This is a genomic window from Streptomyces sp. V2I9 (genome assembly GCF_030817475.1).
Lineage (GTDB): Bacteria > Actinomycetota > Actinomycetes > Streptomycetales > Streptomycetaceae > Streptomyces.
The window spans coordinates 5,342,008-5,368,238 of the sequence record NZ_JAUSZJ010000002.1; the positions used below are offsets into that span (position 1 = coordinate 5,342,008).

At 73.0% G+C, this 26,231-nt stretch carries 22 protein-coding genes; 19 read left to right on the forward strand and 3 right to left on the reverse strand.

The features are described from left to right. Window positions 1–36: 36 nt before the first annotated feature. The 12 genes from QFZ71_RS23535 (at window position 37) to QFZ71_RS23590 (ending at window position 16,541) form a co-directional block, all read left to right on the forward strand. The gene (locus QFZ71_RS23535) at window positions 37–1,611 is read left to right on the forward strand and encodes a PucR family transcriptional regulator (protein ID WP_307670146.1); all 1,575 of its coding nucleotides are present in this window, start codon (window positions 37–39) and stop codon (window positions 1,609–1,611) included. 55 nt (window positions 1,612–1,666) lie between these two features. Beyond that, complete coding sequence (locus QFZ71_RS23540) at window positions 1,667–2,263, forward strand: TetR/AcrR family transcriptional regulator (RefSeq protein WP_307670147.1); 597 nt, start codon at window positions 1,667–1,669, stop codon at window positions 2,261–2,263. A gap of 115 nt (window positions 2,264–2,378) precedes the next feature. Next, the gene (locus tag QFZ71_RS23545) at window positions 2,379–3,674 is read left to right on the forward strand and encodes an MFS transporter (protein ID WP_307670148.1); all 1,296 of its coding nucleotides are present in this window, start codon (window positions 2,379–2,381) and stop codon (window positions 3,672–3,674) included. An 88-nt stretch (window positions 3,675–3,762) separates the two neighbouring features. Then, window positions 3,763–5,208 carry an aldehyde dehydrogenase family protein gene (locus QFZ71_RS23550; RefSeq protein ID WP_307670149.1) on the forward strand — a complete coding sequence of 482 codons (1,446 nt, stop codon included), beginning with the start codon at window positions 3,763–3,765 and terminating at the stop codon, window positions 5,206–5,208. Window positions 5,209–5,462: 254 nt separating this feature from the next. Further along, on the forward strand, window positions 5,463–7,418 hold the full coding sequence (locus QFZ71_RS23555; protein WP_307670150.1) for an acyl-CoA dehydrogenase family protein: 1,956 nt from the start codon (window positions 5,463–5,465) through the stop codon (window positions 7,416–7,418). A gap of 273 nt (window positions 7,419–7,691) precedes the next feature. Continuing rightward, window positions 7,692–8,930, forward strand: a complete 1,239-nt coding sequence (aroA, locus tag QFZ71_RS23560; protein ID WP_307670151.1) for a 3-phosphoshikimate 1-carboxyvinyltransferase — start codon at window positions 7,692–7,694, stop codon at window positions 8,928–8,930. A 150-nt stretch (window positions 8,931–9,080) separates the two neighbouring features. Further along, window positions 9,081–10,334 (forward strand): 1-deoxy-D-xylulose-5-phosphate reductoisomerase, encoded by a 1,254-nt coding sequence (dxr, locus tag QFZ71_RS23565; RefSeq protein WP_307670152.1) that lies wholly within the window; start codon window positions 9,081–9,083, stop codon window positions 10,332–10,334. Next, a complete protein-coding gene (locus QFZ71_RS23570; RefSeq protein ID WP_307670153.1) occupies window positions 10,331–11,641 on the forward strand; it encodes an RIP metalloprotease in 1,311 nt (436 codons plus the stop codon). The genes dxr and QFZ71_RS23570 overlap by 4 nt, the downstream gene beginning before the upstream one ends. A gap of 181 nt (window positions 11,642–11,822) precedes the next feature. After that, window positions 11,823–12,977 carry a flavodoxin-dependent (E)-4-hydroxy-3-methylbut-2-enyl-diphosphate synthase gene (ispG, locus tag QFZ71_RS23575; protein WP_307670154.1) on the forward strand — a complete coding sequence of 385 codons (1,155 nt, stop codon included), beginning with the start codon at window positions 11,823–11,825 and terminating at the stop codon, window positions 12,975–12,977. 190 nt (window positions 12,978–13,167) lie between these two features. Beyond that, window positions 13,168–14,010: a GNAT family N-acetyltransferase gene (locus QFZ71_RS23580; protein ID WP_307671559.1), complete on the forward strand. Its 843-nt coding sequence runs from the start codon at window positions 13,168–13,170 to the stop codon at window positions 14,008–14,010. Between the two features lie 191 nt (window positions 14,011–14,201). Further along, window positions 14,202–14,801, forward strand: a complete 600-nt coding sequence (locus QFZ71_RS23585; RefSeq protein ID WP_307670155.1) for a GNAT family N-acetyltransferase — start codon at window positions 14,202–14,204, stop codon at window positions 14,799–14,801. Window positions 14,802–14,837: 36 nt separating this feature from the next. Next, the gene (locus QFZ71_RS23590) at window positions 14,838–16,541 is read left to right on the forward strand and encodes a proline--tRNA ligase (RefSeq protein WP_307670156.1); all 1,704 of its coding nucleotides are present in this window, start codon (window positions 14,838–14,840) and stop codon (window positions 16,539–16,541) included. 84 nt (window positions 16,542–16,625) lie between these two features. Here QFZ71_RS23590 and QFZ71_RS23595 read toward each other — a convergent pair whose 3' ends face one another. The 3 genes from QFZ71_RS23595 to QFZ71_RS23605 are packed head-to-tail and all read right to left on the reverse strand — an operon-like array spanning window position 16,626 to window position 18,698. Then, window positions 16,626–17,612, reverse strand: a complete 987-nt coding sequence (locus QFZ71_RS23595) for an aminoglycoside phosphotransferase family protein (protein WP_307670157.1) — start codon at window positions 17,610–17,612, stop codon at window positions 16,626–16,628. A 31-nt stretch (window positions 17,613–17,643) separates the two neighbouring features. After that, window positions 17,644–18,162 (reverse strand): ferritin-like domain-containing protein, encoded by a 519-nt coding sequence (locus tag QFZ71_RS23600; RefSeq protein ID WP_307670158.1) that lies wholly within the window; start codon window positions 18,160–18,162, stop codon window positions 17,644–17,646. After that, on the reverse strand, window positions 18,159–18,698 hold the full coding sequence (locus tag QFZ71_RS23605) for a hypothetical protein (RefSeq protein ID WP_307670159.1): 540 nt from the start codon (window positions 18,696–18,698) through the stop codon (window positions 18,159–18,161). Before QFZ71_RS23605 ends, QFZ71_RS23600 begins: the two co-directional genes overlap by 4 nt. Before the next feature lie 175 nt (window positions 18,699–18,873). Between QFZ71_RS23605 and rimP the strand changes: the two genes are divergently transcribed. From rimP to truB, 7 genes are all read left to right on the forward strand, one after another. Further along, window positions 18,874–19,377, forward strand: coding sequence for a ribosome maturation factor RimP (gene rimP, locus QFZ71_RS23610; RefSeq protein ID WP_307670160.1), 504 nt, complete (start codon window positions 18,874–18,876; stop codon window positions 19,375–19,377). A 2-nt stretch (window positions 19,378–19,379) separates the two neighbouring features. Continuing rightward, complete coding sequence (gene nusA, locus QFZ71_RS23615) at window positions 19,380–20,420, forward strand: transcription termination factor NusA (protein ID WP_307670161.1); 1,041 nt, start codon at window positions 19,380–19,382, stop codon at window positions 20,418–20,420. Between the two features lie 113 nt (window positions 20,421–20,533). After that, on the forward strand, window positions 20,534–20,812 hold the full coding sequence (locus QFZ71_RS23620) for a YlxR family protein (RefSeq protein WP_167396332.1): 279 nt from the start codon (window positions 20,534–20,536) through the stop codon (window positions 20,810–20,812). 156 nt (window positions 20,813–20,968) lie between these two features. Further along, on the forward strand, window positions 20,969–24,088 hold the full coding sequence (gene infB / locus QFZ71_RS23625; protein ID WP_307670162.1) for a translation initiation factor IF-2: 3,120 nt from the start codon (window positions 20,969–20,971) through the stop codon (window positions 24,086–24,088). A gap of 267 nt (window positions 24,089–24,355) precedes the next feature. Next, on the forward strand, window positions 24,356–24,649 hold the full coding sequence (locus QFZ71_RS23630) for a DUF503 domain-containing protein (RefSeq protein WP_073771471.1): 294 nt from the start codon (window positions 24,356–24,358) through the stop codon (window positions 24,647–24,649). A 36-nt stretch (window positions 24,650–24,685) separates the two neighbouring features. After that, complete coding sequence (gene rbfA / locus QFZ71_RS23635) at window positions 24,686–25,165, forward strand: 30S ribosome-binding factor RbfA (RefSeq protein ID WP_307670163.1); 480 nt, start codon at window positions 24,686–24,688, stop codon at window positions 25,163–25,165. Then, window positions 25,162–26,061 (forward strand): tRNA pseudouridine(55) synthase TruB, encoded by a 900-nt coding sequence (gene truB / locus QFZ71_RS23640; protein ID WP_307670164.1) that lies wholly within the window; start codon window positions 25,162–25,164, stop codon window positions 26,059–26,061. The genes rbfA and truB overlap by 4 nt, the downstream gene beginning before the upstream one ends. Window positions 26,062–26,231: the final 170 nt, after the last annotated feature.

Here is a 26,231-nt window from a genome sequence, read left to right on the forward strand (position 1 = left end):
GGCGCTCCCGTCCCCGACCCCGAGGGTTCCCCGCCCATGCCCCCCACGCTCGCCTCGCTCGTCCAGCACCCGGCACTCAAGCTCGTCGTGCGGGCGGGTGCTGACCGGCTCGGTACGCCCGTGCGGTGGGCCCATGCCAGTGAGCTGGCCGACCCCGTCCCGTACATGGACGGCGGCGAACTCCTCCTGGTGACCGCCACCAACCTTGACGCCGAGGACGCCGAGGCCATGCGGCGCTACGTGCGGCGGCTGGACGCGGCCGGGGTCGCCGGAGTCGGGTTCGCGGTCGGCGTGAACTACGAGGACGTCCCGGCCGCTCTCGTGGAGGCCGCCGAGGAGGCCGGGCTGCCGCTCCTCGAAGTGCCGCGCCGCACCCCCTTCCTCGCCATCAGCAAGGCCGTCTCCGCCGCCATCGCCGCCGACCAGTACCGTGCGGTCACCGCCGGCTTCGAGGCCCAGCGCGAGTTGACAAAGGCCGCGCTCGCCGGGGACGGGCCCGCCGGTCTGCTCGCCCGGCTCGCCGCCCACGTCGACGGCTGGGCCGCCCTGTACGACGCCTCCGGCGCGGTCCTCGCCGCCGCCCCCGAGTGGGCCGCCCGCCGTGCCGCCCGCCTCACCCCCGACGTCGAACGCCTCCGGGACCGCCCCGCCCCCGCCAGCGTAGTCGTCGGCGGCAGCGACGACCGGGTCGAGCTCCAGTCGCTCGGCACCGGCAGACGGGCCCGCGGCGCGCTGGCCGTCGGCACCGGAGCCGCGCTGGGCACCGCCGAGCGGTACGCCGTGAACTCCGCCGTGGCCCTCCTCACCCTGACCACCGCCCGCTCCCGCGCCCTCCACGGCGCGGAACAGCGCCTGGGCGCCGCCGTCCTGCGCATGTTGCTCGCCGGACAGTCCGACCATGCCCGCGCCGTCGCCGGAGACCTCTACGGCGACCTGCTCGACACCCCGTTCCGGCTGCTCATCGCCGAGGCCGCCGCGCCCGCCGGGGCCGAGGCGCTCACCGAGACGATGGAGGCCGCCGCCGCCCGCACCGGCGAGGCGCTGCTCCTGGTCCCGGAGGCCGAGCGCGTCCTCGTGCTGGCGGCCGACGGCGGCGCCGCCGTCGCCGCGTGCGCCGCCTACGCCGCGGCCCAGGACGAGCGCGGCCCGCGCGAGGGCGGCGCCGACGACAGCGACGTCGTCGTGGGGCTCTCCGCGCCCTCGGGACCGATCGCCGTCTCCGCCGCGTACAAACAGGCCGAACAGGCCCTGTCCGTCGCGCGCCGCCGGGGCAGGGCGCTGGTCGAGCACGAGGAGCTGGCGACCGGCTCGGTGCTGCCGCTGCTCGCCGACGACGCGGTACGCGCCTTCGCCGACGGCATGCTCCGCGCGCTGTACGAGCACGACGCCAAGGGCCGCGGCGACCTCGTGGCCTCCCTGCGTGCCTGGCTCTCCCGTCACGGCCAGTGGGACGCCGCGGCCGCCGACCTCGGGGTGCACCGGCACACCCTGCGCTACCGGATGCGCCGGGTGGAGGAGATCCTGGGCCGCTCGCTGGACGACCCGGACGTCCGCATGGAGCTGTGGCTCGCCCTCAAGGCGACCGACGCGGCGGCCCCCGCCGAGGGGTGAACGGCCGATCCGGCATCGTATTGCATCGTTCGGTACAAAACCCTAGAGTGCTGTCATGGCCCGACCGCGACAGTTCGACGAGGAACGGGCCCTGGACGCCGCGATGCGCACCTTCTGGGAGTACGGCTACGAGGCCGCCTCCACCCGGGACCTGTGCGACGCGACGGGGCTGGGGCGCAGCAGCATCTACAACACCTTCCGGAGCAAGCGCGAGCTGTTCGCGCGCTCGCTCACGCGCTACCTGGACGCCATGGCGGACGCCCAGGACGCCGTACTCGACGACACGTCGCGCCCGCCGGGCGAGCGGGTGCGCGCCCTGCTCGACAAGATCGTGGCCGACGAGTTCGACCACCGCCCCGACGGTCGCAGTCTCGGGTGCCTGGGGGTCAACTCCACGGTCGAGCTGGCGGCCCGTGAACCGGAGGTCGCCCGGCTCCTGGACCGGGACGCCGCCCGCCGGCTGCGGAGCCTGTCCGCCGTCGTCGCCGCCGGACTGCGCGACGGCTCCATCGTCTCCGCGCGGGGTCCCGACGCTCTGGCCCGGTACCTCAACGCCGTCATCGGCGGTATGCGGATCGCCGCCCAGGGCGGGGCCGACCGGGCCGCCGTCCAGTCCGTGGCCGACACCGCGCTGGATGCCCTGACCCGCTGAGCGCCGCTCCGGCCGCACGGCCTGCCCGCCCGCCCTGCCGGAGCCGGGCGGGTGCCGCCATGCCCACGTTTTGAACTGATCAATACAAAACAATGTTTCCAAGGGGGAACCCACCGTGCCACGTGCTGTCCATGTACTGGCCTTCGGCATCTTCGCCATGGTCACCAGCGAATTCGTCGTCGCCGGACTGATGCCGCAGATGGCCGAGGGGCTGAACGTCACCGTTCCGCGGATCGGCTACCTGATCACCGTCTTCGCCCTCTCCATGGCGTTCGGCGGCCCGCTGCTCTCCGTCGCCCTGCTGCGGCTGCCGCCCAGGACCGCGCTCATGGTCCTCTTCCCGCTCTTCCTGGCCGGCAACGTGCTCGCCGCCACCGCGTCCGGCTACCCGGTCATGGTGGTCGCGCGGGTGATCACCGGAGTCGCCTCGCAGGCGTTCTTCGGCGTCGCGATCTCGCTCGGCTCCCAGCTCACCCGCCCCGAACAGCGCGGCCGGGCCATGGCGGTCATCCTCAACGGCCTGATGCTCGGCACCCTGCTCGGACTCCCGCTGGCCACCCTGACCGGTGAGCGGTACGGCTGGCGGGCCGCGTTCTGGGCCATCTCCGCACTGACGGTCGCCGCCGCACTGTGCACCGCCGTCGGCGTGCGCCGGACGGGCCGGCCGGAGGGCAGTGGCACCTTCCGCTCCGAGCTGACGGCCTTCCGCGTTCCCCGGCTCTGGCTCACCCTGCTGACCAGCACCATGGTCATCGGCGCGACCTTCTCCGCCTTCAGCTACCTCAACCCGATCCTCACCGAGGTCACCGGCTTCTCCCCGGGCACCGTCCCGCTGCTGCTCCTCGCGTACGGCGCCGCCACGGTCGTCGGCAACACCGTGGTCGGCCGGCTCGCCGACCGGCACACCCTTCCCGTCCTGCTCGGCGGCCTGTCCCTGAACGCGGTGTTCCTCGCCGGGTTCGCCCTGCTGGCCGGGGTGGAGGCCGGGGCGGTGCTCTGCATGCTGGGCGTCGGCCTGGTCGGGGTCACCATGAACCCGGCCCTGGTCACCCGGGTGCAGCGGACCGGCAACGCCCGGCCGCTCGTCAACACGGTGCACAGCTCCTTCATCACCCTCGGCGTGGTGCTCGGCTCCGCGCTGGGCGGCCTGGGCCTCGACCGGTTCGGCCCCAGGGCCCCGCTCTGGCTGGGCGTGGCCCTCGCGGTGGCCGGCCTGCTCACCCTCGTACCGGATCTGCTCCGGCGCGGGAAGCCGCGCGGGGCGGTCGGGCCGGACGGCCGTTCCGCCGAGGGCAGCCTCTCCGTCGAGGAAGACTTCGCCGCCGGTGAAGGACCGTCCGCCGGTGAGGGCCCTTCCGCCAATTCGGAGCAGCGGGTCACCGCTCCGCTCCACGCCGGACAAACCCCTTGACGGCCTTCCCGTCCTACCGTGGGACGACAGCGGACCCCCTCCGGGCACCCGCCACCTCCGTCACGACCTCCGAAGGGCCGGAACCTCCATGACTTCGCCCCACGCCTTCTGGGTGGCCGGCCGCCGGGCCACCGGTGCCGACAGCTTCGACGTCACCAACCCGTACGACGGACGTCTTGTCGGCACCGTCAGCGTGCCGACCGATGCCCAGGTCGAGGAGGCCGTCGCCGCCGCCCACGCCGTACGCGACGAGTTCGCCGCCACCCCGGCGCACGTCCGGGCCGCCGCGCTCGACCACGTCGTACGGCGGCTCGGGGAGCGCACCGAGGAGATCGCCCAACTGATCTCGGCGGAGAACGGCAAGCCGATCAAGTGGGCCCGCGGCGAGGTCGGCCGGGCCGTGTCCGTGTTCCGGTTCGCCGCCGAGGAGGCCCGCCGCTTCAACGGCGGCGAGGCCCAGCGGCTCGACACCGACCTCGGCGGCACCGGCCGTCTCGGGCTGACCCGGCGCTTCCCGCGCGGGGCCGTCCTCGGCATCGCGCCCTTCAACTTCCCGCTGAACCTCAGCGCCCACAAGGTCGCCCCGGCCATCGCCGTCGGCGCCCCGATCATCCTCAAGCCCGCCCCGGCGACCCCCATCTCGTCCCTCATCCTGGGCGAGCTGCTGGCCGAGACCGACCTCCCGGCCGGCTCCTGGTCCGTCCTGACGGTCCCGAACGACAAGATGCCCGCGCTGGTCCAGGACGAGCGGCTGCCGGTCATCTCCTTCACCGGCTCGGGCCCCGTCGGCTACGCGATCATGGAATCGGTGCCCCGCAAGCACTGCACCCTGGAGCTGGGCGGCAACGGCGCGGCGGTCGTGCTCGGCGACTACGCCTCCGACGAGGACCTCGACTGGGCGGCCACCCGGATCGCCACCTTCTCCAACTACCAGGGCGGCCAGTCCTGCATCTCGGTGCAGCGCGTCATCGCCGACGCCTCGGTCTACGACCGGCTCGTCCCGAAGATCGTCGCCGCCGTCGAGGCCCTGGTCACCGGCGACCCGGCCGACGCCGCCACCGACGTCGGCCCGCTGGTCAGCGAGGACGCGGCCAAGCGCGTCGAGTCCTGGGTCGACGAGGCCGTGAGGGGCGGCGCGGAGCTGCTCACCGGCGGCGAGCGGGACGGGGCCACCTACGCTCCGACGGTCCTGGCGGACCTCCCCGACGACGTGAAGCTCTCCTGCGAGGAGGTCTTCGGACCGGTCATGTCCCTCCGGAAGGTCGACGGCGAGGCCGAGGCGTTCGCCGCCGTCAACTCCTCCAAGTACGGCCTCCAGGCGGGCGTGTTCACCCATGACCTGCAGACCGCCTTCCGCGCCCACCGCGCGCTGGAGGTCGGCGGCGTGATCATCGGCGACGTCCCGTCGTACCGCGCCGACCAGATGCCGTACGGCGGCGCCAAGCAGTCCGGCGTCGGCCGCGAGGGCGTGCGCTACGCCATGGACGACTACACCTACGAGCGCGTCCTGGTCCTCACCGGCCTCGCGCTGTAGCACCCCGGACGCCCCCGCCCGCGCCCCCGCCCGGACAGCGGGTGCGGGAGGGGCGCGAAAGACGGACGGCCCGAACCCGCTGTGCGGGGGTTCGGGCCGTCCGCGTATCCGAGCGCGGACCCTTGTGCGGGTGCCGAACCGCGCGTACACGGGTTACATACGGACCAGGAGCAGCCCACCAGCAGCAGCGACGAGAAGTCCGTGCGCCCGGGCGTCCCTCCGCCCCGGCGGCGCGCGGCGAGGCGAGGTCCCCCATGTCCGCACCCCACAACACGCCTCAGGTCCCCAAGGCGCCCAAGGTCACCGAGCGCGAAGCGCGCCGCGTCGCCGAGGCCGCGCGCGAGCAGGACTGGCGCAAGCCCAGCTTCGCCAAGGAGCTGTTCCTCGGGCGGTTCCGGCTCGACCTGATCCACCCGCACCCCCTGCCGCCGCCCGACGACATCCGGCGCGGCGAGGAGTTCCTGGCCAGGCTGCGCGCCTTCTGCGAGACGCACGTCGACGGCGCGCGGATCGAGCGCGAGGCGCGGATCCCCGACGAGGTGATCGACGGGCTCAAGCGGCTCGGCGCGCTCGGGATGAAGATCGAGACCAGGTACGGCGGCCTCGGCCTCACCCAGGTGTACTACAACAAGGCGCTCGCCCTGGCCGGCTCCGCCAGCCCCGCGATCGGCGCGCTGCTCTCCGCGCATCAGTCGATCGGCGTACCGCAGCCCCTGAAGATCTTCGGCACCCGTGAGCAGAAGGACGTCTACCTGCCCCGGCTGGCCACCACCGACATCTCCGCCTTCCTGCTGACCGAACCGGACGTCGGCTCCGACCCGGCCCGCCTCGCCACCACCGCGATGCCCGACGGGCCGGACTACGTCCTGGACGGGGTGAAGCTCTGGACCACCAACGGCGTCGTCGCCGACCTCCTGGTCGTCATGGCCCGCGTCCCCGCCTCGGAGGGCCACCCCGGCGGGATCACCGCGTTCGTCGTCGAGGCCGACGCCCCCGGCGTCACCGTGGAGCACCGCAACGCCTTCATGGGGCTGCGCGGCATCGAGAACGGCGTCACCCGCTTCCACGGCGTCCGGGTGTCCGCCGCCTGCCGGATCGGGCCCGAGGGTGCCGGGCTCAAGATCGCCCTGACCACCCTCAACACCGGCCGCCTCTCGCTGCCCGCGATGTGCGTGGGCGTCGGCAAGTGGTCGCTGAAGATCGCCCGCGAATGGTCCGGCGTACGCGAGCAGTGGGGCAGACCCGTCGCGCGGCACGAGGCGGTCGGCTCGAAGATCTCGTTCATCGCGGCCACCACGTTCGCCCTGGAGGCCGTCGTCGACCTCTCCTCGCAGATGGCGGACGAGGACCGCAACGACATCCGCATCGAGGCCGCCCTCGCCAAGCTGTACGGCTCCGAGATGGGCTGGCTCATCGCCGACGAACTGGTCCAGATCCGCGGCGGCCGGGGCTTCGAGACCGCCGATTCGCTGGCCGCCCGCGGCGAACGCGCCGTCCCCGCCGAGCAGATGCTCCGCGACATGCGGATCAACCGGATCTTCGAGGGCTCCACCGAGATGATGCACCTGCTGATCGCCCGCGAGGCCGTGGACGCCCACCTGAAGGTCGCCGGCGACCTCATCGACCCCGACAAGCCGCTCTCCGCCAAGGCGAGGGCGGGGGCGGACGCCGCCGCGTTCTACGCCCGCCGGCTGCCCGGACTCGCCGTCGGACCGGGCCATCTGCCGCGTACCTACGCGGAGTTCCACCCGGCCGGGCACCGTGACCTCTCCCGCCATCTCCGGTACGTCGAGCGGTCCTCCCGCAAGCTCGCCCGCTCCACCTTCTACGCCATGTCCCGCTGGCAGGGCCGGATGGAGACCAAGCAGGGCTTCCTCGGCCGGATCGTCGACATCGGCGCGGAGCTCTTCGCGATGAGCGCCGCCTGCGTCCGTGCCGAGCACCTGCGCGGGGCGGGGGAGCACGGCCGCGAGGCGTACCAGCTCGCGGACGCCTTCTGCGAGCAGGCCCGCATCCGGGTCGGGGAACTGTTCACCCGGCTGTGGTCCAACACCGACGACCTCGACCGGCGCGTGGTCGACGGCATCCTGTCCGGTACGTACACCTGGCTGGAGGAGGGCGTCATCGACCCCAGCGGCGAAGGCCCCTGGATCGCGGACGCCACCCCCGGCCCCTCCACCCGCGGAAACCAGCACCGGCCGGTGCGCTGATCCCCGTACCGGCCGCCGGGTCAGGAGACCTCTGCCGGCCGACGGGTCAGGAGACCTCTGCCGGACGGCGGGGCCAGGAGGCCTGTACCGGCCGGAGTTGCCAGGGCCCCGGACGGGCCGGAACGCCGGGCGGCAGGTGCGCAGGCCGCCCGCGGCCGCACGCCAGGAGGGCCTCCCGCCCCGTCCCCGTCCCCGGCGTACGGCCGGGCGGGGCACGTCCCACGCACCGGACGCGCCCCGCCCGGCCCGCCGCCGCGGGGCAGGATGAGCGCCGTGACCGTCATCGACATCCCCGGCTCCAAGTCCGTCACCGCCCGCGCCCTCTTCCTGGCCGCGGCCTCCGAAGGCACCACCACCCTGCTGCGACCGCTGCGCTCGGACGACACCGAGGGTTTCGCCGAAGGGCTGAGGACCCTCGGGTACGGGGTGGTCCAGCAGGCCGACCGGTGGCGCGTCGAGGGCCGCCCGGCCGGGCCCGCCGTCCCGGAAGCCGAGGTCCACTGCCGCGACGGCGCGACCACCGCCCGCTTCCTGCCCGCCCTCGTCGCGGCCGCCGCCTCCGGGACGTACCGCTTCGACGCCTCCGCCCAGATGCGCCGCCGCCCGCTCGCCCCGCTCACCCGCGCCCTCACCGCCCTCGGCGTGGACCTGCGTCACGAGGAGGCCGAGGGGCACCACCCGCTCACCGTGCGCGCGGCGGGCGTCGAGGGCGGCGAACTCACCCTGGACGCGGGGGAGTCGTCCCAGTACCTCACCGCGCTGCTGATGCTCGGGCCGCTCACCGCGAAGGGCCTGCGCATCGAGGTCACCGACCTGGTCTCCGCCCCGTACGTCGAGATCACCCGCGCGATGATGCGCGACTTCGGCGTGGAGGTGCTGCGCGAGGGGAACACCTTCACCGTGCCTCCCGGCGGCTACCGGGCCACCGCCTACGCCGTCGAGCCCGACGCCTCCACCGCGAGCTACTTCTTCGCCGCCGCCGCCCTCACCGGCCGCGAGGTGACCGTGCCCGGCCTCGGCACCGGGGCGCTCCAGGGCGACCTGCGCTTCGTCGAGGTCCTGCGGAAGATGGGCGCCGAGGTGAGCATCGGGGCCGACGCCACCACCGTCCGCTCCACCGGCCGACTGCGCGGCCTCACCGTCACCATGCGCGACATCTCCGACACCATGCCGACCCTCGCCGCCATCGCCCCGTACGCGGACGGGCCCGTCGTCATCGAGGACGTCGCCAACACCCGCGTCAAGGAGTGCGACCGGCTGGAGGCATGCGCCCGGAACCTGCGCGCCATGGGCATCACCGTCCACACCGGCCCCGACCGGATCGAGATCCACCCCGGCGTCCCGAAGCCCACCGAGATCGCCACCCACGGCGACCACCGCATCGTGATGTCCTTCGCCGTCGCCGGACTGCGCACCCCCGGTCTCACGTACGACGACCCCGGCTGCGTACGCAAGACGTTCCCGCGCTTCCACGAGGTGTTCGCGGAGTTCGCCGGGGCCCCGCGGCCCTGACACCGGGAGCGGGCGGGCCTCGCGCCGGGAGTCCGCGGGCCCGGCACCGGGGCCGCGGCGCGGGGAATCCGGCTCCGCTCCCGCGGTCGATCCGCGGCCCACCGGGACGCGCTGTCCCCGTACCCGGCGGGAGCGGCAACAATGGGGGGCATGAGCGACAGCCCCGCCCCCCTCGCCGATCCGCATCTCGTCTTCGACGCCGCGGACGGCCGCCGGGATCTGGTGATCCTCGGCTCCACCGGGTCCATCGGCACCCAGGCCATCGACCTGGTCCTGCGCAACCCCGACCGCTTCCGGGTCACGGCGCTCTCGGCCGCCGGCGGCCGGGTCGCCCTCCTTGCCGAGCAGGCGCGCCGCCTCCGGGTGGACACGGTGGCCGTAGCCGCCGAGGACGCGGTCCCCGCCCTGCGCTCCGCGCTGCGGGACCGGTACGGGGCCGGGGAACCGCTCCCCGAGATCCTGGCCGGCCCCGACGCGGCCGCCACCCTCGCGGCGAGCGACTGCCACACCGTGCTCAACGGCATCACCGGCTCCATCGGACTCGCCCCGACCCTCGCCGCGCTGAAGGCGGGCCGCACGCTCGCCCTCGCCAACAAGGAGTCGCTGATCGTCGGCGGGCCGCTGGTGAAGGCGCTCGCCGCCCCCGGCCAGATCATCCCCGTCGACTCCGAGCACGCCGCGCTCTTCCAGGCGCTCGCCGCGGGCACCCGCGCCGACGTCCGCAAGCTCGTCGTCACCGCCTCCGGCGGACCCTTCCGGGGCCGTACGCGCGAGGAGCTGGCCGACGTCACCCGCGAGCAGGCCCTCGCCCACCCGACCTGGGCGATGGGACCGGTCATCACGATCAACTCCGCGACCCTGGTCAACAAGGGACTGGAGGTCATCGAGGCGCACCTCCTCTACGACATCCCGTTCGACCGGATCGAGGTCGTCGTCCACCCGCAGTCCTACGTCCACTCGATGGTGGAGTTCAGCGACGGCTCCACACTCGCCCAGGCCACTCCGCCGGACATGCGCGGACCCATCGCCATCGGCCTCGGCTGGCCCGAGCGCGTCCCGGACGCCGCCCCGGCCTTCGACTGGACGAAGGCCTCCAGCTGGGAGTTCTTCCCGCTGGACACCGACGCCTTCCCGTCCGTCGGCCTCGCCCGGCACGTCGGCGGGCTCGGCGGCACCGCCCCGGCCGTGTTCAACGCGGCCAACGAGGAGTGCGTCGACGCGTTCCTCGCCGGACAGCTGCCGTTCAACGGCATCATGGATACGGTCACCACCGTGGTGACCGAACACGGCACCCCCGCCCCGGGAACCTCGCTCAGCGTCGCGGACGTCCTCGAAGCGGAAACCCGGGCCCGCGCACGGGCCCGGGAACTCTCGGCGAAAGCGACAGCGGAGGCGCGCGCATGAGTCTGACCTCGATCCTGCTGACGGTCCTGGGGATCGCCGTCTTCGTCGTGGGCCTGCTCTTCTCCATCGCCTGGCACGAGCTGGGCCACCTCTCCACGGCCAAGATGTTCGGCATCCGGGTCCCGCAGTACATGGTCGGCTTCGGCCCGACGCTCTGGTCGAGGAAGAGGGGCGACACCGAGTACGGCATCAAGGCCATCCCGGCCGGCGGCTACATCCGCATGATCGGGATGTTCCCGCCCGGCCCGGACGGCCGCCTCGAAGCCCGCTCCACCTCCCCGTGGCGCGGCATGATCGAGGACGCCCGCTCCGCCGCCTTCGAGGAGCTGGAACCGGGCGACGAGAAGCGGCTCTTCTACACGCGCAAGCCGTGGAAGCGCGTCATCGTGATGTTCGCCGGGCCCTTCATGAACCTGGTCCTCGCCGTCGCCATCTTCATGGGCGTCGCGATGACCTTCGGCTTCCAGACCCAGACCACCGAGGTCGCCGGCGTCCAGAAGTGCGTGATCTCGCAGAGCGACAAGCGCCAGACCTGCAAGCCCGGTGACGACGTCTCGCCCGCCAAGGCCGCCGGGCTCCAGGAGGGCGACAGGATCGTCGCGTTCGCCGGGAAGAAGGTCGACGACTGGGCCACGCTCTCGGACCGCATCCGCGAGACGATCGGCCCCGCCACCATCGTCGTCGAACGCGACGGCAGGGAAGTCACGCTCAACGCCGTCCTGCGCGAGAACCTGGTGGCGAAGAAGGACGACAAGGGCGAGATCATCCCGAAGGAGTTCGTCAAGGCGGGCTACCTCGGCTTCGCCGCGCAGACCGAGATCGTGCCGCTCTCCTTCGGCGACTCCGTCGTCCGCATGGGCGACATGATCGAGAACGGCGTCGACTCGATCATCGCCCTGCCGTCCAAGATTCCCGCTCTCTGGGACGCGGCCTTCGGCGACGGGGAACGGGCCGACGACTCGCCGGTCGGCGTGGTCGGAGCGGCCCGCATCGGCGGCGAGGTGATGAATCTCGACATCCCGGCGCAGAACCAGGTAGCGATGATGCTGTTCCTGCTCGCGGGCTTCAACCTCTCGCTGTTCCTGTTCAACATGCTCCCGCTGCTCCCGCTGGACGGCGGACACATCGCGGGCGCGCTCTGGGAGTCGCTGCGGCGCAATCTGGCCAGGGTGTTCCGGCGCCCCGATCCGGGGCCGTTCGACGTGGCCCGGCTCATGCCGGTCGCCTACGTGGTCGCCGGGCTCTTCATCTGCTTCACGCTGCTGGTCCTGGTGGCCGACATCGTGAACCCCGTCAAGATCACCTGACGGACCCTTCCGCCCCGGTCACCCCACGGGTGGCGGCCGGACACACAGACCGTGTCCGGCCGCTCACCAACGGGTGGACATGTCGACACGGTGCGTCCGTCCCGCCGCCGGTGCCGTAACCTCGAAGGCCAAAGCCCGCCGATCTCGGGACCTTGATCCACACCTTGGGGATGCACAGCGCATGACTGCGATTTCTCTCGGAATGCCGGCCGTTCCGACCAAGCTCGCCGACCGCAGGGTCAGCCGACAGATCCAGGTCGGCTCGGTCGCGGTCGGCGGCGACGCGCCCGTGTCCGTGCAGTCGATGACGACGACGCGGACGTCGGACATCGGCGCCACGCTCCAGCAGATCGCCGAACTGACGGCGTCCGGCTGCCAGATCGTCCGGGTCGCCTGCCCGACCCAGGACGACGCCGACGCGCTGGCCACCATCGCCAAGAAGTCGCAGATCCCGGTGATCGCCGACATCCACTTCCAGCCGAAGTACGTCTTCGCCGCGATCGACGCGGGCTGCGCGGCCGTCCGGGTCAACCCCGGCAACATCAAGCAGTTCGACGACAAGGTCAAGGAGATCGCCAAGGCGGCCGGCGAGACCCGCACCCCGATCCGGATCGGCGTCAACGCCGGCTCCCTGGACGCGCGGCTCCTCAAGAAGTACGGCAAGGCCACCCCCGAGGCCCTGGTCGAGTCCGCCCTGTGGGAGGCGTCCCTCTTCGAGGAGCACGGCTTCGGCGACATCAAGATCTCGGTCAAGCACAACGACCCGGTCGTCATGGTCAACGCCTACCGCCAGCTCGCCGCGCAGAGCGACTACCCGCTGCACCTCGGCGTCACCGAGGCCGGCCCGGCGTTTCAGGGCACCATCAAGTCGGCCGTCGCCTTCGGCGCACTGCTCTCCGAGGGCATCGGCGACACCATCCGCGTCTCCCTCTCGGCCCCGCCCGCCGAGGAGGTCAAGGTCGGCCTCCAGATCCTGGAGGCGCTGAACCTCAAGCAGCGCCGCCTGGAGATCGTCTCCTGCCCCTCCTGCGGCCGCGCCCAGGTCGACGTCTACAAGCTCGCCGACCAGGTCAGCGCCGGCCTGGAGGGCATGGAGGTCCCGCTCCGCGTCGCGGTCATGGGCTGCGTCGTCAACGGCCCCGGCGAGGCCCGCGAGGCCGACCTCGGCGTCGCCTCCGGCAACGGCAAGGGCCAGATCTTCGTGAAGGGTGAGGTCATCAAGACCGTCCCCGAGTCGAAGATCGTCGAGACCCTCATCGAAGAGGCCCTGAAGATCGCCGAGCAGATGGAGAAGGACGGCATCGCGTCCGGCGAGCCCGAGGTCTCCATCAGCTGACCGGCGCTCCCCGCCTCTCCGGCCGTCCCGCCCCGCCGAGCCCCGTGCCCGGCGGGGCGGCGGCGTATCGGCACGGTCCGGCGGGCGGGCGGCGGCACCCCCAAACCGGTCCCCGGACTCGGGCGGCGTTCGAGGGGCTTCTCGGTTACAGTGCGGAAATCAGCAGACCGTATGGTGAGGCCCCCTCGTGTTGACGCAGACCACCACCCGGGTCCTCGAACCCAGCGACCTCGGCGCCGCGCTCGCCATCCTGGAGAGCGAGCCCGTGGCCAACGCCTTCGTGACGTCCCGCGTGCAGGTCGCGGGGCTCGACCCCTGGCGCCTCGGCGGCGAGATGTGGGGCTGGTACGCGGACGGCATGCTCCGCTCCCTGTGCTACTCCGGAGCCAACCTCGTCCCGATCTGCGCCGGCCCCGAAGCCGTCCGCGCCTTCGCCGACCGCGCCCGCCGGGCCGGCCGCCGCTGCTCCTCCATCGTCGGCCCCGCCGAACCCACCACCCGGCTGTGGCGGCTCCTGGAACCGAGCTGGGGCCCCGCCCGCGAGGTCCGCGCCAACCAGCCCCTCATGGTCACCGAGAGCCTCTCCGCCGACGTCGCGCCCGACCCGCTCGTCCGCCGCATCCGCAAGGACGAGATGGAGGTCCTGATGCCGGCCTGCGTGGCCATGTTCACCGAGGAGGTCGGCATCTCCCCGCTCGCCGGGGACGGCGGACTCCTCTACCAGGCCCGCGTCGCCGAACTCATCGGCGCCGGCCGCTCCTTCGCCCGCATCGACGACGGCAAGGTCGTCTTCAAGGCGGAGATCGGCGCGGCCACCCCCCGGGCCTGCCAGATCCAGGGCGTCTGGGTCGCCCCGGAACACCGCGGCAAGGGCCTCTCCGAGGCGGGCATGGCCGCCGTCCTGCGCTACGCCCTGGCCGACGTCGCCCCCGTCGTCAGCCTGTACGTGAACGACTACAACACCCCCGCCCGCAAGGCGTACCACCGCGTCGGCTTCCGCGAGGTCGGCGCGTTCATGAGCGTCCTGTTCTGACCGGCCCCACCCCGGCCGCCCCGCCCAGCCGCCCCCGCTCCCCGCGCTCCGGGCTCCCGCCACCCGCCCATGTTCCCTCGTCCCCCCTCCCGCGTCCCGGTCCGGACCGCCGCGCCGCCCCGCGCGCTCACCGCCGGGGGCCCGCCGCGCTGTCGGGCCCATACGCCCGCCCCGGCCAGTAGGGTTCCGGCATGGCAGTCCCCGGAGAAGGCCCCGCACACCCCGACGCCCGGATCGGCCCCGTCGACCTGGCCGCCCGCGTCGACGAAGCGCTGCGCGTCCAGGCGGCGGCCTTCGGACTCGGCCAGGACGAGATCGACGTACGCCGCCACATCGTCCTCAGACACCTGGAGCACCCCCGCGCCCGCGCACTCGGCGCCCTCACCCCCGACGGGCGGCTCGTCGGGTTCGTCTACGGGCTGCCCAACGACCGGGTCCAGTGGTGGTCCACCGTCGTGGAGCCCTGTCTGCGGGCCACCGGCACCGAGGACTGGCTCGACGACTCCTTCGTCATCACCGAACTCCACGTCCACCCCGACCACCAGCAGCGCGGCCTCGGACGGGCCCTGATCACCGCCATCACCGACGCCGTCGACCACCCCCGCTCGATCCTGTCCGCGATCGACAAGGACAGCCCGGCCCGCGCCCTGTACCGCTCCCTCGGCTACCGCGACCTCGCCCGCCAGGTCCTCTTCCCGAGCGCTCCGCAGCCGTACGCGGTCATGGGCGCGCCGCTGCCGCTGCTGCGCGCCGGGCGAATGGATTTCCGCCCGCCCGCACTGCCCGGCTAACCTCGGGCTCACCACCCTTGCGAGCAGGAGTTCATCATGGCCCAGGTCCAGCGCATGTCCCGATTGATGATCAAGACACTGCGCGACGACCCGGCGGACGCCGAGACGCTCAGCCACAAGCTGCTGGTCCGCGCCGGGTACGTGCGCCGCAACGCGGCCGGCATCTGGTCCTGGCTGCCGCTCGGCAAGAAGGTCCTGGACAACATCTCCCACGTCGTCCGCGAGGAGATGGACGCCATCGGCGCCCAGGAGGTGCTGCTGCCCGCCCTGCTGCCCAAGGAGCCCTACGAGGCGTCCGGCCGCTGGGAGGAGTACGGCGACCTGCTCTTCCGCCTCCAGGACCGCAAGGGCGGCGACTACCTCCTCGGTCCGACCCACGAGGAGATCTTCACCCAGACCGTCAAGGACCAGTGCACGTCCTACAAGGACCTGCCGGTGATGCTCTACCAGATCCAGACGAAGTACCGCGACGAGGCCCGCCCCCGCTCCGGCGTGCTCCGCGGCCGCGAGTTCCAGATGAAGGACTCGTACAGCTTCGACACCACCGACGAGGGCCTGGCGCACTCCTACGCCCTGCACCGGGCCGCGTACATCAAGATCTTCGAGCGGCTCGGCCTGGACCACCGCGTCGTCTCCGCCGTCTCCGGCGCGATGGGCGGCTCCGCCTCCGAGGAGTTCCTGGCCCCCGCCGCCGCCGGTGAGGACACCTTCGCGGACTGTCCGAACTGCGACTACGCGGCCAACACCGAGGCCGTGACCTTCGCGCTTGCCCCGGTCGACGGTTCGGCGCACGGCGCGGTCGAGGAGCTGGACACCCCCGACACCCCGACCATCGAGACGCTCGCCGCGCACCTGGGCGTGCCCGCCTCCGCCACCCTGAAGAACCTGCTGGTCAAGGTGGACGGCGAGATCGTCGCCGTGGGCGTCCCCGGCCACCGCGAGGTCGACCTCGGCAAGCTGGGCGAGCACCTGGCGCCCGCCGTCGTCGAGCTGGTCACCGCCGAGGACTTCGTCGGCCGCGACGACCTCGTACGCGGTTACGTCGGCCCCCAGGGGCTGGAGAAGGTCCGCTACCTCGCCGACCCCCGCGTCGCCCCCGGCACCTCCTGGATCACCGGCGCGAACAAGGACGGCAAGCACGCGAGGAACGTCGTCGCCGGCCGGGACTTCGAGGTCGACCAGTACCTGGACGTCGTCGTCGTCGAGGAGGGCGACCCCTGCCCCGCGTGCGGCACCGGCCTCGTCCTGGACCGCGCCATCGAGATCGGCCACATCTTCCAGCTCGGCCGCAAGTACGCCGACACCTTCCAGCTCGACGTCCTCGGCCAGCAGGGCAAGCCCGTCCGGGTCACGATGGGCTCGTACGGCATCGGCGTCTCCCGCGCGGTGGCCGCCCTCGCCGAGCAGACCGCCGACGACAAGGGCCTGTGCTGGCCCCGCGAGGTCGCCCCGGCCGACGTCCACGTCGTCGCCGCCGGCAAGGCCCTCCAGACCGAGCTGGCCCTGGAGGTCTCGGAGAAGCTCAACGCGGCGGGCCTGCGCGTCCTGGTCGACGACCGTCCCGGCGTCTCGCCCGGCGTGAAGTTCACCGACTCCGAGCTGATCGGCGTGCCCAAGATCCTGGTCGCCGGCCGCCGCGCCGCCGACGGCGTCCTGGAACTGAAGGACCGCCGCACCGGCGAGCGCGAGGAGCTGACCGTCGACGAGGCGATCGCCCGCCTGACGGCCGACCTGGCCTGACCGACCGCCGACGAAGGCCCCCGCGCACGTCGCGCGGGGGCCTTCGTCGTACGGGAAGGGCGTCGTACGGCAGGGGCGGGGGCCCTACAGCCAGCCCGCGAACTCCAGATTGACCTCGCCCATCTGCCGCCGCCCCTCGGCCAGCGCACGGGTGCCCGACTCGACGGCCCGGAACAGCGTCCAGCCGTGCAGCCGCGCCTGGTCCACCTCCAGCGACTCCGCCAGCTTCTTGACCCTCCGCCGGGCCGTCACCGGGCCGCCGGGGGAGGCGATCAGATCCTCCACCCGGTCCCTCACCAGCCGCGCCAGGTCGTAGGCCCGCTCCCCGACCAGGGGCTCCGGACCCACCGTCAGCCACGGCGCACGCTCCCCGGACAGCACCTTGCTCTGCCGGAAATTGCCGTGCAGCAGCAGGAGCTCGGGTGATCCCTCGACCAGCTCCGCGCGGGCCGCGAGCGCCGCCTCCACCAGCGGCGCCAGCTCCGGATCGGCCTCGGCGGCCGCCCGCATCCCGGCGCTCTGCCGCCCGGTCCGCTCGGCCACCGTCTCGAAGCCGTGCCCGGCGGGCGGCTCCACCCACAGCCGACGTACCGTTCCCGCCGCCTCCAGCAGGGCCTTCGCCTCCGGCAGCGAGCGCAGCGACACCTCATGGTGCAGCCGCTCCAGCAGCACCGCCCCGGCCGCAGCGCCCTCCGACGCACCGAGCCCGGACGCACCGAGCCCCGACACGTGCGCCCCCGGCGCGTCCGGCTGCGACGACCGCAGCTCCGGCGCGTCCAGCACCTTGACCGCGCCCCAGCCGTTCCAGTGCTCCAGCGCCGCCCGCTCCAGATCGGGCCGGGCGACCGGCGGGGCGATCTTCAGCGCCGCCGGGGTCCCGTCCGCCCGCCGCACCAGCACCACCAGGGAGCTGCGCCCGCCGGGAGCGGCCGCCCGCTCCACGGTGAGGCCGTCCCCGGCGGTGAGCGCCCGCTCGGTCAACGCGGGGAGCGCGGCCAGCCAGTCGGCGGCGGCGTCCCCGTACATCTCACCGAGTGCGCGCTCCAGGCGCGGCGGCGGTTCGAAACCCATACGTCGTGTGTTCCCTTTCCGGTCCTTCGGATCAGCGCGACCCGTCCGCGCCCGCCGCCTCCACCGGGCCCGTCGCGGCCGGATCCGCACCGGCGGCCCGCTCGGCGAGCCCCGGAAAGGCTACGTTGCCGCCCCGCCACCGGGCCGAGCGCACCGCGGCCTCCCGCAACGCGCCCGCGGCCTCTTTGCGGCGCGGCCCCTCGCAGGCCCGCACGAGGTCGGCGTACGCGCCCGCGATCCGGTCCTCCAGCACCGCGGCCAGCCGCTGTGCCGACGCGGCGTCCGCGACGGCGAACGGCAGAGCGTACGCGGCGTCCGACGCCGCCGGCCGGCCGCCCAGGTCCCGCGCGGTGCGCGCCAGTGCGTCCCGCCGCGCACGGTGTCCGTCGTACGCGGCACGGGCCTCGGCGGCCCGCTTCCCGTCGAGGCGGCCGCCCAGCACCCCGTACCCGTACACCGCGGCGTGCTCGGCGGCCAGGGCCGCCTGGACGGCGGTCAGTTCGGGAGAACCGGCGTCGTCCTCGGACGGCCGGACGGAACGGGTGCTCATGCGGCGGTCTCCTCGGCCAGTTCGGTCAGCAGGTACGCGTGCGCGGCGGCGGCCGCCGCCACCGAGGCCAGCAGCCGGGCCAGCTCCGGGCCGGCCGTCAGCAGGGCCTCGGCGTGCGCGTCGGCCCGGCGGCGCTCGGCGGTCGCCAACTCCTTCACCGCGGCCTTCGGATCGGCCGGTACCGGCCCGGGGTCCGCGGGCGGGGCGTCCTTCGGAGCCCCCTTCTCCGGGGCGTCCTCGGCGCGCGGCGGCGCCAGCGCCCGGCCGTGCTCGGCCACGGCCGCCCGCAGGGGCGCGAGCCCCGCCGCCGTCGCCGGATGCGCCCCGGCCACCAGGTCGTACCGGGCGAGCAGGAGGGCGCCGTCGCGCACCGCCCTCTCCCGCAGCGTCCGTTCGGTCCGCTCCGGGACGGCCCGCGCGGGCCTCCCGCCTCCGGTCGCCCCGTCGTCGCCCCCGCAGCCGGTCAGCACCGCACCCAGGGCGAGGGCTCCCGTCGCGGTGAGCGCCCCCCTGCGCGTCGTCCCCGTGCGCCGCACGTCTCTCCTTCGGGCCTGGACCGGTCCTGACCGGATCTGTCCTGATGTGATCACTGCACGTGAGCGTACCCGTGGCCGAGCGGCAGGCGGACGGCAACACCCCTGGCGACCGGATACCCTTTGACCTGACGCACGACGTTCCCACAACAGCACACGCGGCCGAGGAGTCACCCGGATGAGCACCACCCAGAGCGAGAGGCTGCGCGGGCTGCTGGAACCGCTCGTCAGCGCGCAGCAGCTGGACCTCGAGGAGATCGAGGTGACCCGCGCCGGCCGCCGGGGGGTGCTGCGGATCGTCGTGGACTCCGACGAGGGCGTGGAGCTGGACGCCTGTGCGGAGCTGAGCCGCTCGATCTCCCAGAAGCTGGACGAGACCGACGCGATGGGCGAGGGCGAGTACGTCCTCGAAGTCAGCTCCCCGGGCGCGGACCGCCCGCTGACCGAGCACCGCCACTACGTACGCGCCATCGGCCGGCTGGCCAGGTTCCATCCGGCCGACGGCGGCTCCGGCGAGCTGGTCGCCCGCATCCTCGCCGTGGACGAGGACGGGCTCGACCTCGAAGTGCCCGGCGTCAAGGGCCGCAAGCCCACCGCCCGCCGCCTCGCCTTCGACGAGATCGCCAAGGCGCGCGTGGAGATCGAATTCAACCGCAAGGACAAGAAGGAAGAGGAGGCGTAGCCGTGGACATCGATGTGAAGCTTCTGAAGGGCTTGGCGCAGGACAAGGAGATCCCCTTCGACGTGCTCGTCGGGGCGATCGAGTCGGCCCTCCTCATCGCGTACCACCGCACCGACGGCAGCCACCGCCGGGCGCGCGTGAAGATCGACGAGCGCGGCCACGTCACGGTGTGGGCCAAGGAGGACCCGGCCGACCTCGAGGAGGGCCAGGAGCCCGAGGAGTTCGACGACACCCCCTCCGGCTTCGGCCGGATCGCGGCGTCCACCGCGAAGCAGGTCATCCTGCAGCGGCTGCGCGACGCCGAGGACGACAGGACCTTCGGGGAGTACGCGGGCCACGAGGGCGACGTCGTCACGGGCGTCGTCCAGCAGGGCAAGGACCCCAAGAACGTCCTGGTCGACATCGGCAAGCTGGAAGCCATCCTTCCGGTGCAGGAGCAGGTTCCGGGCGAGGAGTACACCCACGGCCTGCGTCTGCGCACGTACGTCGTCCGGGTCGCCAAGGGCGTCCGCGGTCCCTCGGTGACGCTCTCGCGCACCCACCCGAACCTGGTGAAGAAGCTCTTCGCGCTGGAGGTCCCGGAGATCGCGGACGGCTCGGTGGTCATCGAAGCCATCGCCCGCGAGGCCGGTCACCGCACCAAGATCGCCGTGCGCTCCACGCGCTCCGGCCTGAACCCCAAGGGCGCCTGCATCGGCCCGATGGGCAGCCGGGTGCGCAACGTCATGGCCGAGCTGCACGGCGAGAAGATCGACATCGTGGACTGGTCCGACGACCCGGCCGAGATGGTCGCCAACGCCCTTTCGCCCGCCCGCGTGAGCAAGGTGGAGATCGTCGACCTCGGGGCCCGTTCCGCCCGCGTCACCGTGCCGGACTACCAGCTGTCGCTGGCGATCGGCAAGGAGGGGCAGAACGCCCGCCTGGCCGCCCGGCTCACCGGCTGGCGGATCGACATCCGGCCGGACACCGAGACGGACGAGGAGCGGGAGAACGCCGACCGCGAGCGGGCCGAGCGGGCTCGGGAGCGCTCGGAAAGGCGTTGACCCGCAGCGGCTCCAGGGAATAGATCTGGGGTGCACACCGCTGAGATCACGACAACGTCCGTTCGATTTCTGCCCCAAAGCGGCGGGGTCGGTACGGGGAGGTAGACTTAACCGTGTCTGGCCGGACGCAAGCCCGCGCTTGCCCCGAGCGCACCTGTGTGGGGTGCCGGGAGCGAGCGGCCAAGAGCGAGCTGCTGCGCATCGTGGTGGACGAGGGCGCCTGCGCCCCTGATCCACGCGGTACGCTGCCCGGCCGGGGTGCTTACGTGCACCCCGTCTCTGTCTGTCTCGACCTGGCGGTCCGCCGCCGGGCGTTCCCCCGGGCCTTCAAGGCCAAGGGGCCGTTCGACACCGCGGCTCTGACGCGGTTCGTCGAGCGGGCGACACCGTAAGAAACGTAAGAAGTGAACGGCACGGGACCCCGTGCGGTCAGGTACCTCGCGAGTTGGAAGTAGGTCGAGATTGCGATGAGCACTCGATGAGTACGCGATGAGTACGCCCATGAAGTAGCGACGGTCCGGCGGTAACCCGGACCTAAAAGGAGCGAAGTGGCTAAGGTCCGGGTATACGAACTCGCCAAGGAGTTCGGAGTCGAGAGCAAGGTCGTCATGGCCAAGCTCCAAGAACTCGGTGAGTTCGTCCGTTCGGCGTCCTCGACGATCGAGGCGCCGGTTGTACGTAAGTTGACCGACGCACTGCAGGGGCCCGGCGGCAACGCCGGCAAGTCCGCTGCGAAGCCCGGCGCGCCCCGCAAGGCGACGCCGGCGAAGCCCGCGGCGCCCTCCCCGGCCGCCGCGGCACGTCCCGCTGCCCCCAAGCCCGGCGCACCGGCCCCCAAGCCGGCCGCCGCCGAGGCCCCGAGCAGCACCCCGACGGCGCCCTCCGCGCCCTCGGCGGGCCCCCGTCCGGGCCCGAAGCCCGCCCCGAAGGCCCCGGTCACCCCGGTCCCGGCCGCCGAGTTCTCGGCCCCGGCCCCGGCCCCGGAGCGTCCGGCCGCCCCGCAGCAGCCGCAGGCGCAGCGCCCCACCGGCGCCACCCCCGGCCCCCGTCCCGCCCCGGCCCGTCCGGCGCAGGGCGGCGGCCAGCGCGACGGCGGTCAGCGTGACGGCGGCCAGCGCGGCGACCAGCGTGGCGGCGACCGCCCCGCGCGTCCCGCCGGCCAGGGCGCGCCGCGTCCCGGCGGCGCCCGTCCGGCCGGTCCCCGTCCGGGCAACAACCCCTTCACCTCCGGCGGTTCCACCGGCATGGCGCGCCCCTCGGCGCCCCGTCCCGGCGGTGCCCCGCGCCCCGGTGGCGGCTCGGAGCGCCCCGGCGCCCCGCGTCCCCAGGGCGGCCCCGGCGGCGCCCCGCGTCCCCAGGGCGGTCAGCCCCAGGGCGGCGCCCGCCCCACTCCGGGCGGCATGCCCCGTCCGCAGGCTCCGCGCCCCGGCGGCGGTCCCGCCGGTAACCGCCCCAACCCGGGCATGATGCCGCAGCGTCCCGCTGCCGGCCCGCGTCCCGGTCCCGGCGGCGGTGGCCGCGGTCCCGGCGGCGGCGGTCGTCCCGGCGGTGCCGGTGGCGGTCGTCCCGGTGGCGGCGGCTTCGCCGGCCGCCCCGGTGGCGGTGGCGGCGGCGGGTTCGCCGGCCGTCCGGCCGGTCCCGGTGGTGGCGGCGGCGGTGCCGGTCGTCCCGGTGGCGGCGGCGGCTTCGGCGGTCGTCCCGGCTTCGGTGGCCGTCCGGGTGGTCCCGGCGGCCGTGGTGGCACGCAGGGCGCCTTCGGCCGCCCCGGCGGTCCCGCGCGTCGTGGCCGCAAGTCGAAGCGGCAGAGGCGCCAGGAGTACGAGGCCATGCAGGCCCCGTCGGTCGGCGGCGTCATGCTGCCCCGCGGCAACGGACAGGCCGTCCGCCTGTCGCGCGGCGCCTCGCTCACCGACTTCGCGGAGAAGATCAACGCCAACCCGGCGTCGCTCGTCGCCGTGATGATGAACCTCGGCGAGATGGTCACGGCCACGCAGTCGGTCTCCGACGACACGCTGCGTCTCCTGGCCGAGGAGATGAACTACGTCCTGGAGATCGTCAGCCCGGAGGAGGAGGACCGCGAGCTGCTCGAGTCCTTCGACATCGAGTTCGGCGAGGACGAGGGCGGCGAAGAGGCCCTGGTCTCCCGTCCGCCGGTCGTGACCGTCATGGGTCACGTCGACCACGGTAAGACCCGGCTCCTCGACGCGATCCGCAAGACCAACGTGGTCGCGGGCGAGGCCGGCGGCATCACCCAGCACATCGGTGCCTACCAGGTCACGACGGACGTCAACGACGAAGAGCGCAGGATCACCTTCATCGACACCCCGGGTCACGAGGCGTTCACCGCCATGCGTGCCCGTGGTGCGAAGTCGACCGACATCGCGATCCTCGTGGTGGCGGCCAACGACGGTGTGATGCCCCAGACGATCGAGGCGCTGAACCACGCCAAGGCGGCCGAGGTGCCGATCGTGGTCGCGGTCAACAAGATTGACGTCGAGGGCGCCGACCCGACCAAGGTGCGCGGTCAGCTCACCGAGTTCGGCCTGGTGGCCGAGGAGTACGGCGGCGACACCATGTTCGTCGACATCTCCGCCAAGCAGGGCCTCAACATCGAGGCGCTCCTGGAGGCCGTCGTCCTCACCGCCGACGCCTCGCTCGACCTGCGGGCCAACCCCGACCAGGACGCGCAGGGCATCGCGATCGAGTCCCACCTCGACCGCGGTCGCGGTGCCGTCTCGACGGTCCTGGTCCAGCGCGGAACGCTGCGCATCGGCGACACGATGGTCGTGGGCGACGCCTACGGCCGCGTGCGCGCCATGCTCGACGACACCGGTCAGAACGTCCAGGAAGCGGGTCCCTCGACCCCCGTCCTGGTGCTCGGTCTCACCAACGTCCCGGGTGCCGGCGACAACTTCCTGGTCGTCGACGAGGACCGTACGGCCCGTCAGATCGCCGAGAAGCGCGCCGCCCGTGAGCGCAACGCCAACTTCGCCCGCAAGGGTGTCCGGTTCTCCCTGGAGAACCTGGACGAGGCGCTCAAGGCCGGTCTGGTCCAGGAGCTCAACCTCATCATCAAGGGCGACGCGTCCGGTTCGGTGGAGGCTCTCGAGTCCTCGCTGCTCCAGCTCGACGTCGGTGAAGAGGTCGACATCCGGGTCCTGCACCGCGGTGTGGGTGCGGTCACCGAGTCGGACATCAACCTGGCGACGGGGTCCGACGCCATCGTGATCGGCTTCAACGTGCGCGCCGCAGGGCGTGCCGAGCAGATGGCCGAGCGCGAAGGCGTGGACGTCCGGTACTACTCGGTCATCTACCAGGCGATCGAAGAGATCGAAGCGGCCCTCAAGGGCATGCTCAAGCCGGAGTACGAAGAGGTCGAGCTCGGCACGGCGGAGATCCGCGAGATCTTCCGCTCGTCCAAGCTGGGCAACATCGCCGGTGTGCTGGTCCGCTCCGGCGAGGTCAAGCGCAACACCAAGGCGCGCCTGCTGCGCGATGGCAAGGTCATCGCGGAGAACCTCAACATCTCCGGTCTGCGCCGCTTCAAGGACGACGTCACCGAGATCCGCGAAGGCTTCGAGGGCGGTATCAACCTCGGAAACTTCAACGACATCAAGATCGACGACGTCATCGCGACGTACGAGATGCGCGAGAAGCCGCGAGGCTGATCCACCTCGGGTCCGCGAGGATCCGCAGGGAAGTCGGAGCGGTTCCGTGAGCCACTCACGGAACCGCTCCCACCTCGGGCCCGCAAGGACCCGGAGGGATTTCGGATGGGCCGCGTGAGTCGACTCACGCGGCCCATCCACCACGGTCGGGGCCGGTCGACGGGTCGTATTTCCGTCGATCGGCTCCGGCCGTTCCGGTACGGTTCTGATGTCCCCGGCAAGCTCTGGCGGGGCACGAACCCGAACCGGCGGGACATCCGGACGCACATGTATGTGGGGACCCTGTCCTTCGATCTGCTCCTCGGCGACGTACGGTCGTTGAAGGAGAAGCGTTCCGTCGTCCGCCCGATCGTCGCCGAGCTCCAGCGCAAGTACGCGGTGAGTGCGGCCGAGACCGGCGGGCAGAATCTCCACCGCAGGGCCGAGATCGGCCTTGCCGTGGTCTCCGGTGACACCGGACACCTCACGGACGTGCTGGACCGCTGCGAGCGGCTGGTCGCGGCGCGCCCCGAGGTGGAGCTGCTGTCGGTGAGACGGCGGCTGCACAGTGACGAAGACTGACAGTCGAGCGAAACCAGAAGGAAGAGTGACGGACCGGTGACCGACAACGCGCGGGCCCGCAAGCTGGCCGATCGCATCCAGGTCGTGGTCGCGGAGACCCTGGACCGGCGAATCAAGGATCCGCGGCTGGGATTCGTGACGATCACGGACGCCCGGGTCACCGGCGACCTGCGGGAGGCCACGGTCTTCTACACGGTCTACGGCGACGACGAGGAGCGCGCGGCCTCCGCCGCGGCGCTGGAGAGCGCCAAGGGCGTCCTCCGCTCCGAGGTCGGGCGGCAGACCGGGGTCCGGTTCACGCCGACCCTGGCCTTCGTGCCGGACGCCCTCCCGGACAACGCCCGCACCATCGAGGACCTCCTCGACAAGGCGCGGGCCAAGGACGCGGAGGTGCGCCAGGTGTCCACGGGCGCCACGTACGCCGGCGAGGCCGACCCGTACCGCAAGCCCGAGGACGACGACGAGGCGGAGACCCCCGGCTCGACCGACAAGAACGAGGGCCCCGCCTCCGCATGACCGAGCAGACCACCACGCCGGACGGCCTTGTCATCGTCGACAAGCCGTCCGGCTTCACTTCGCACGACGTCGTCGCCAAGATGCGCGGCATCGCCCGCACACGACGCGTCGGCCACGCCGGCACGCTCGACCCGATGGCGACCGGCGTCCTCGTGCTCGGCGTCCAGCGGGCCACCAAGCTCCTGGGGCACCTCGCCCTGACCGAGAAGGAGTACCTCGGCACGATCCGGCTCGGCCAGTCCACGGTCACCGACGACGCCGAGGGCGAGATCACCTCGTCCACCGACGCCTCCGGGGTGACCCGGGAAGGCATCGACGCCGGGGTGGCCGCGCTGACCGGCGCGATCATGCAGGTGCCGTCCAAGGTGAGCGCCATCAAGATCGACGGCAAGCGGTCCTACGCGCGGGTGCGCGGCGGCGAGGAGTTCGAGATCCCGGCCCGTCCGGTGACCGTCTCCTCCTTCCGCGTGTACGACGTCCGCGAGGCCGTCGCCGAGGACTCCACCCCCGTGCTCGACCTGGTCGTCTCCGTGGTCTGCTCCTCGGGGACGTACATCCGCGCCCTCGCCCGCGATCTCGGCGCCGGGCTCGGCGCCGGCGGCCATCTGACCGCGCTGCGCCGCACCCGTGTCGGCCCGTACGGGCTGGACGCGGCCCGGACGCTCGACCAGCACCAGGAGGAGCTGGCCGTGATGCCGGTCGCCGCGGCGGCCGACGCGGCCTTCCCCCGCTGGGACGTGGACGAGAGGCGCGCCAAGCTTCTCCTCAACGGCGTACGGCTGGACATGCCCGCGTATCCGCCGGGGCCGGTCGCGGTCTTCGGTCCGGACGGCGCGTTCCTCGTGCTCGTCGAGGAGGAGAAGGGCAAGGCCAGGAGCCTCGCCGTCTTCGCCTGAGCCGAGCGGCCGTACGGCCTTCGCCCGTGCCGGGCCGTACGGCCTCCGCCCGGAGCGGGGCCGTGCCGCCGACGCGCGCCCTGCGTGGAGCGGACACCCCTGCCCCCACCGGTGCCCGCTCCACGTTCCCCCTCCCCGGCACCATTCCTGCTCCTCCGGGGACACGCTCA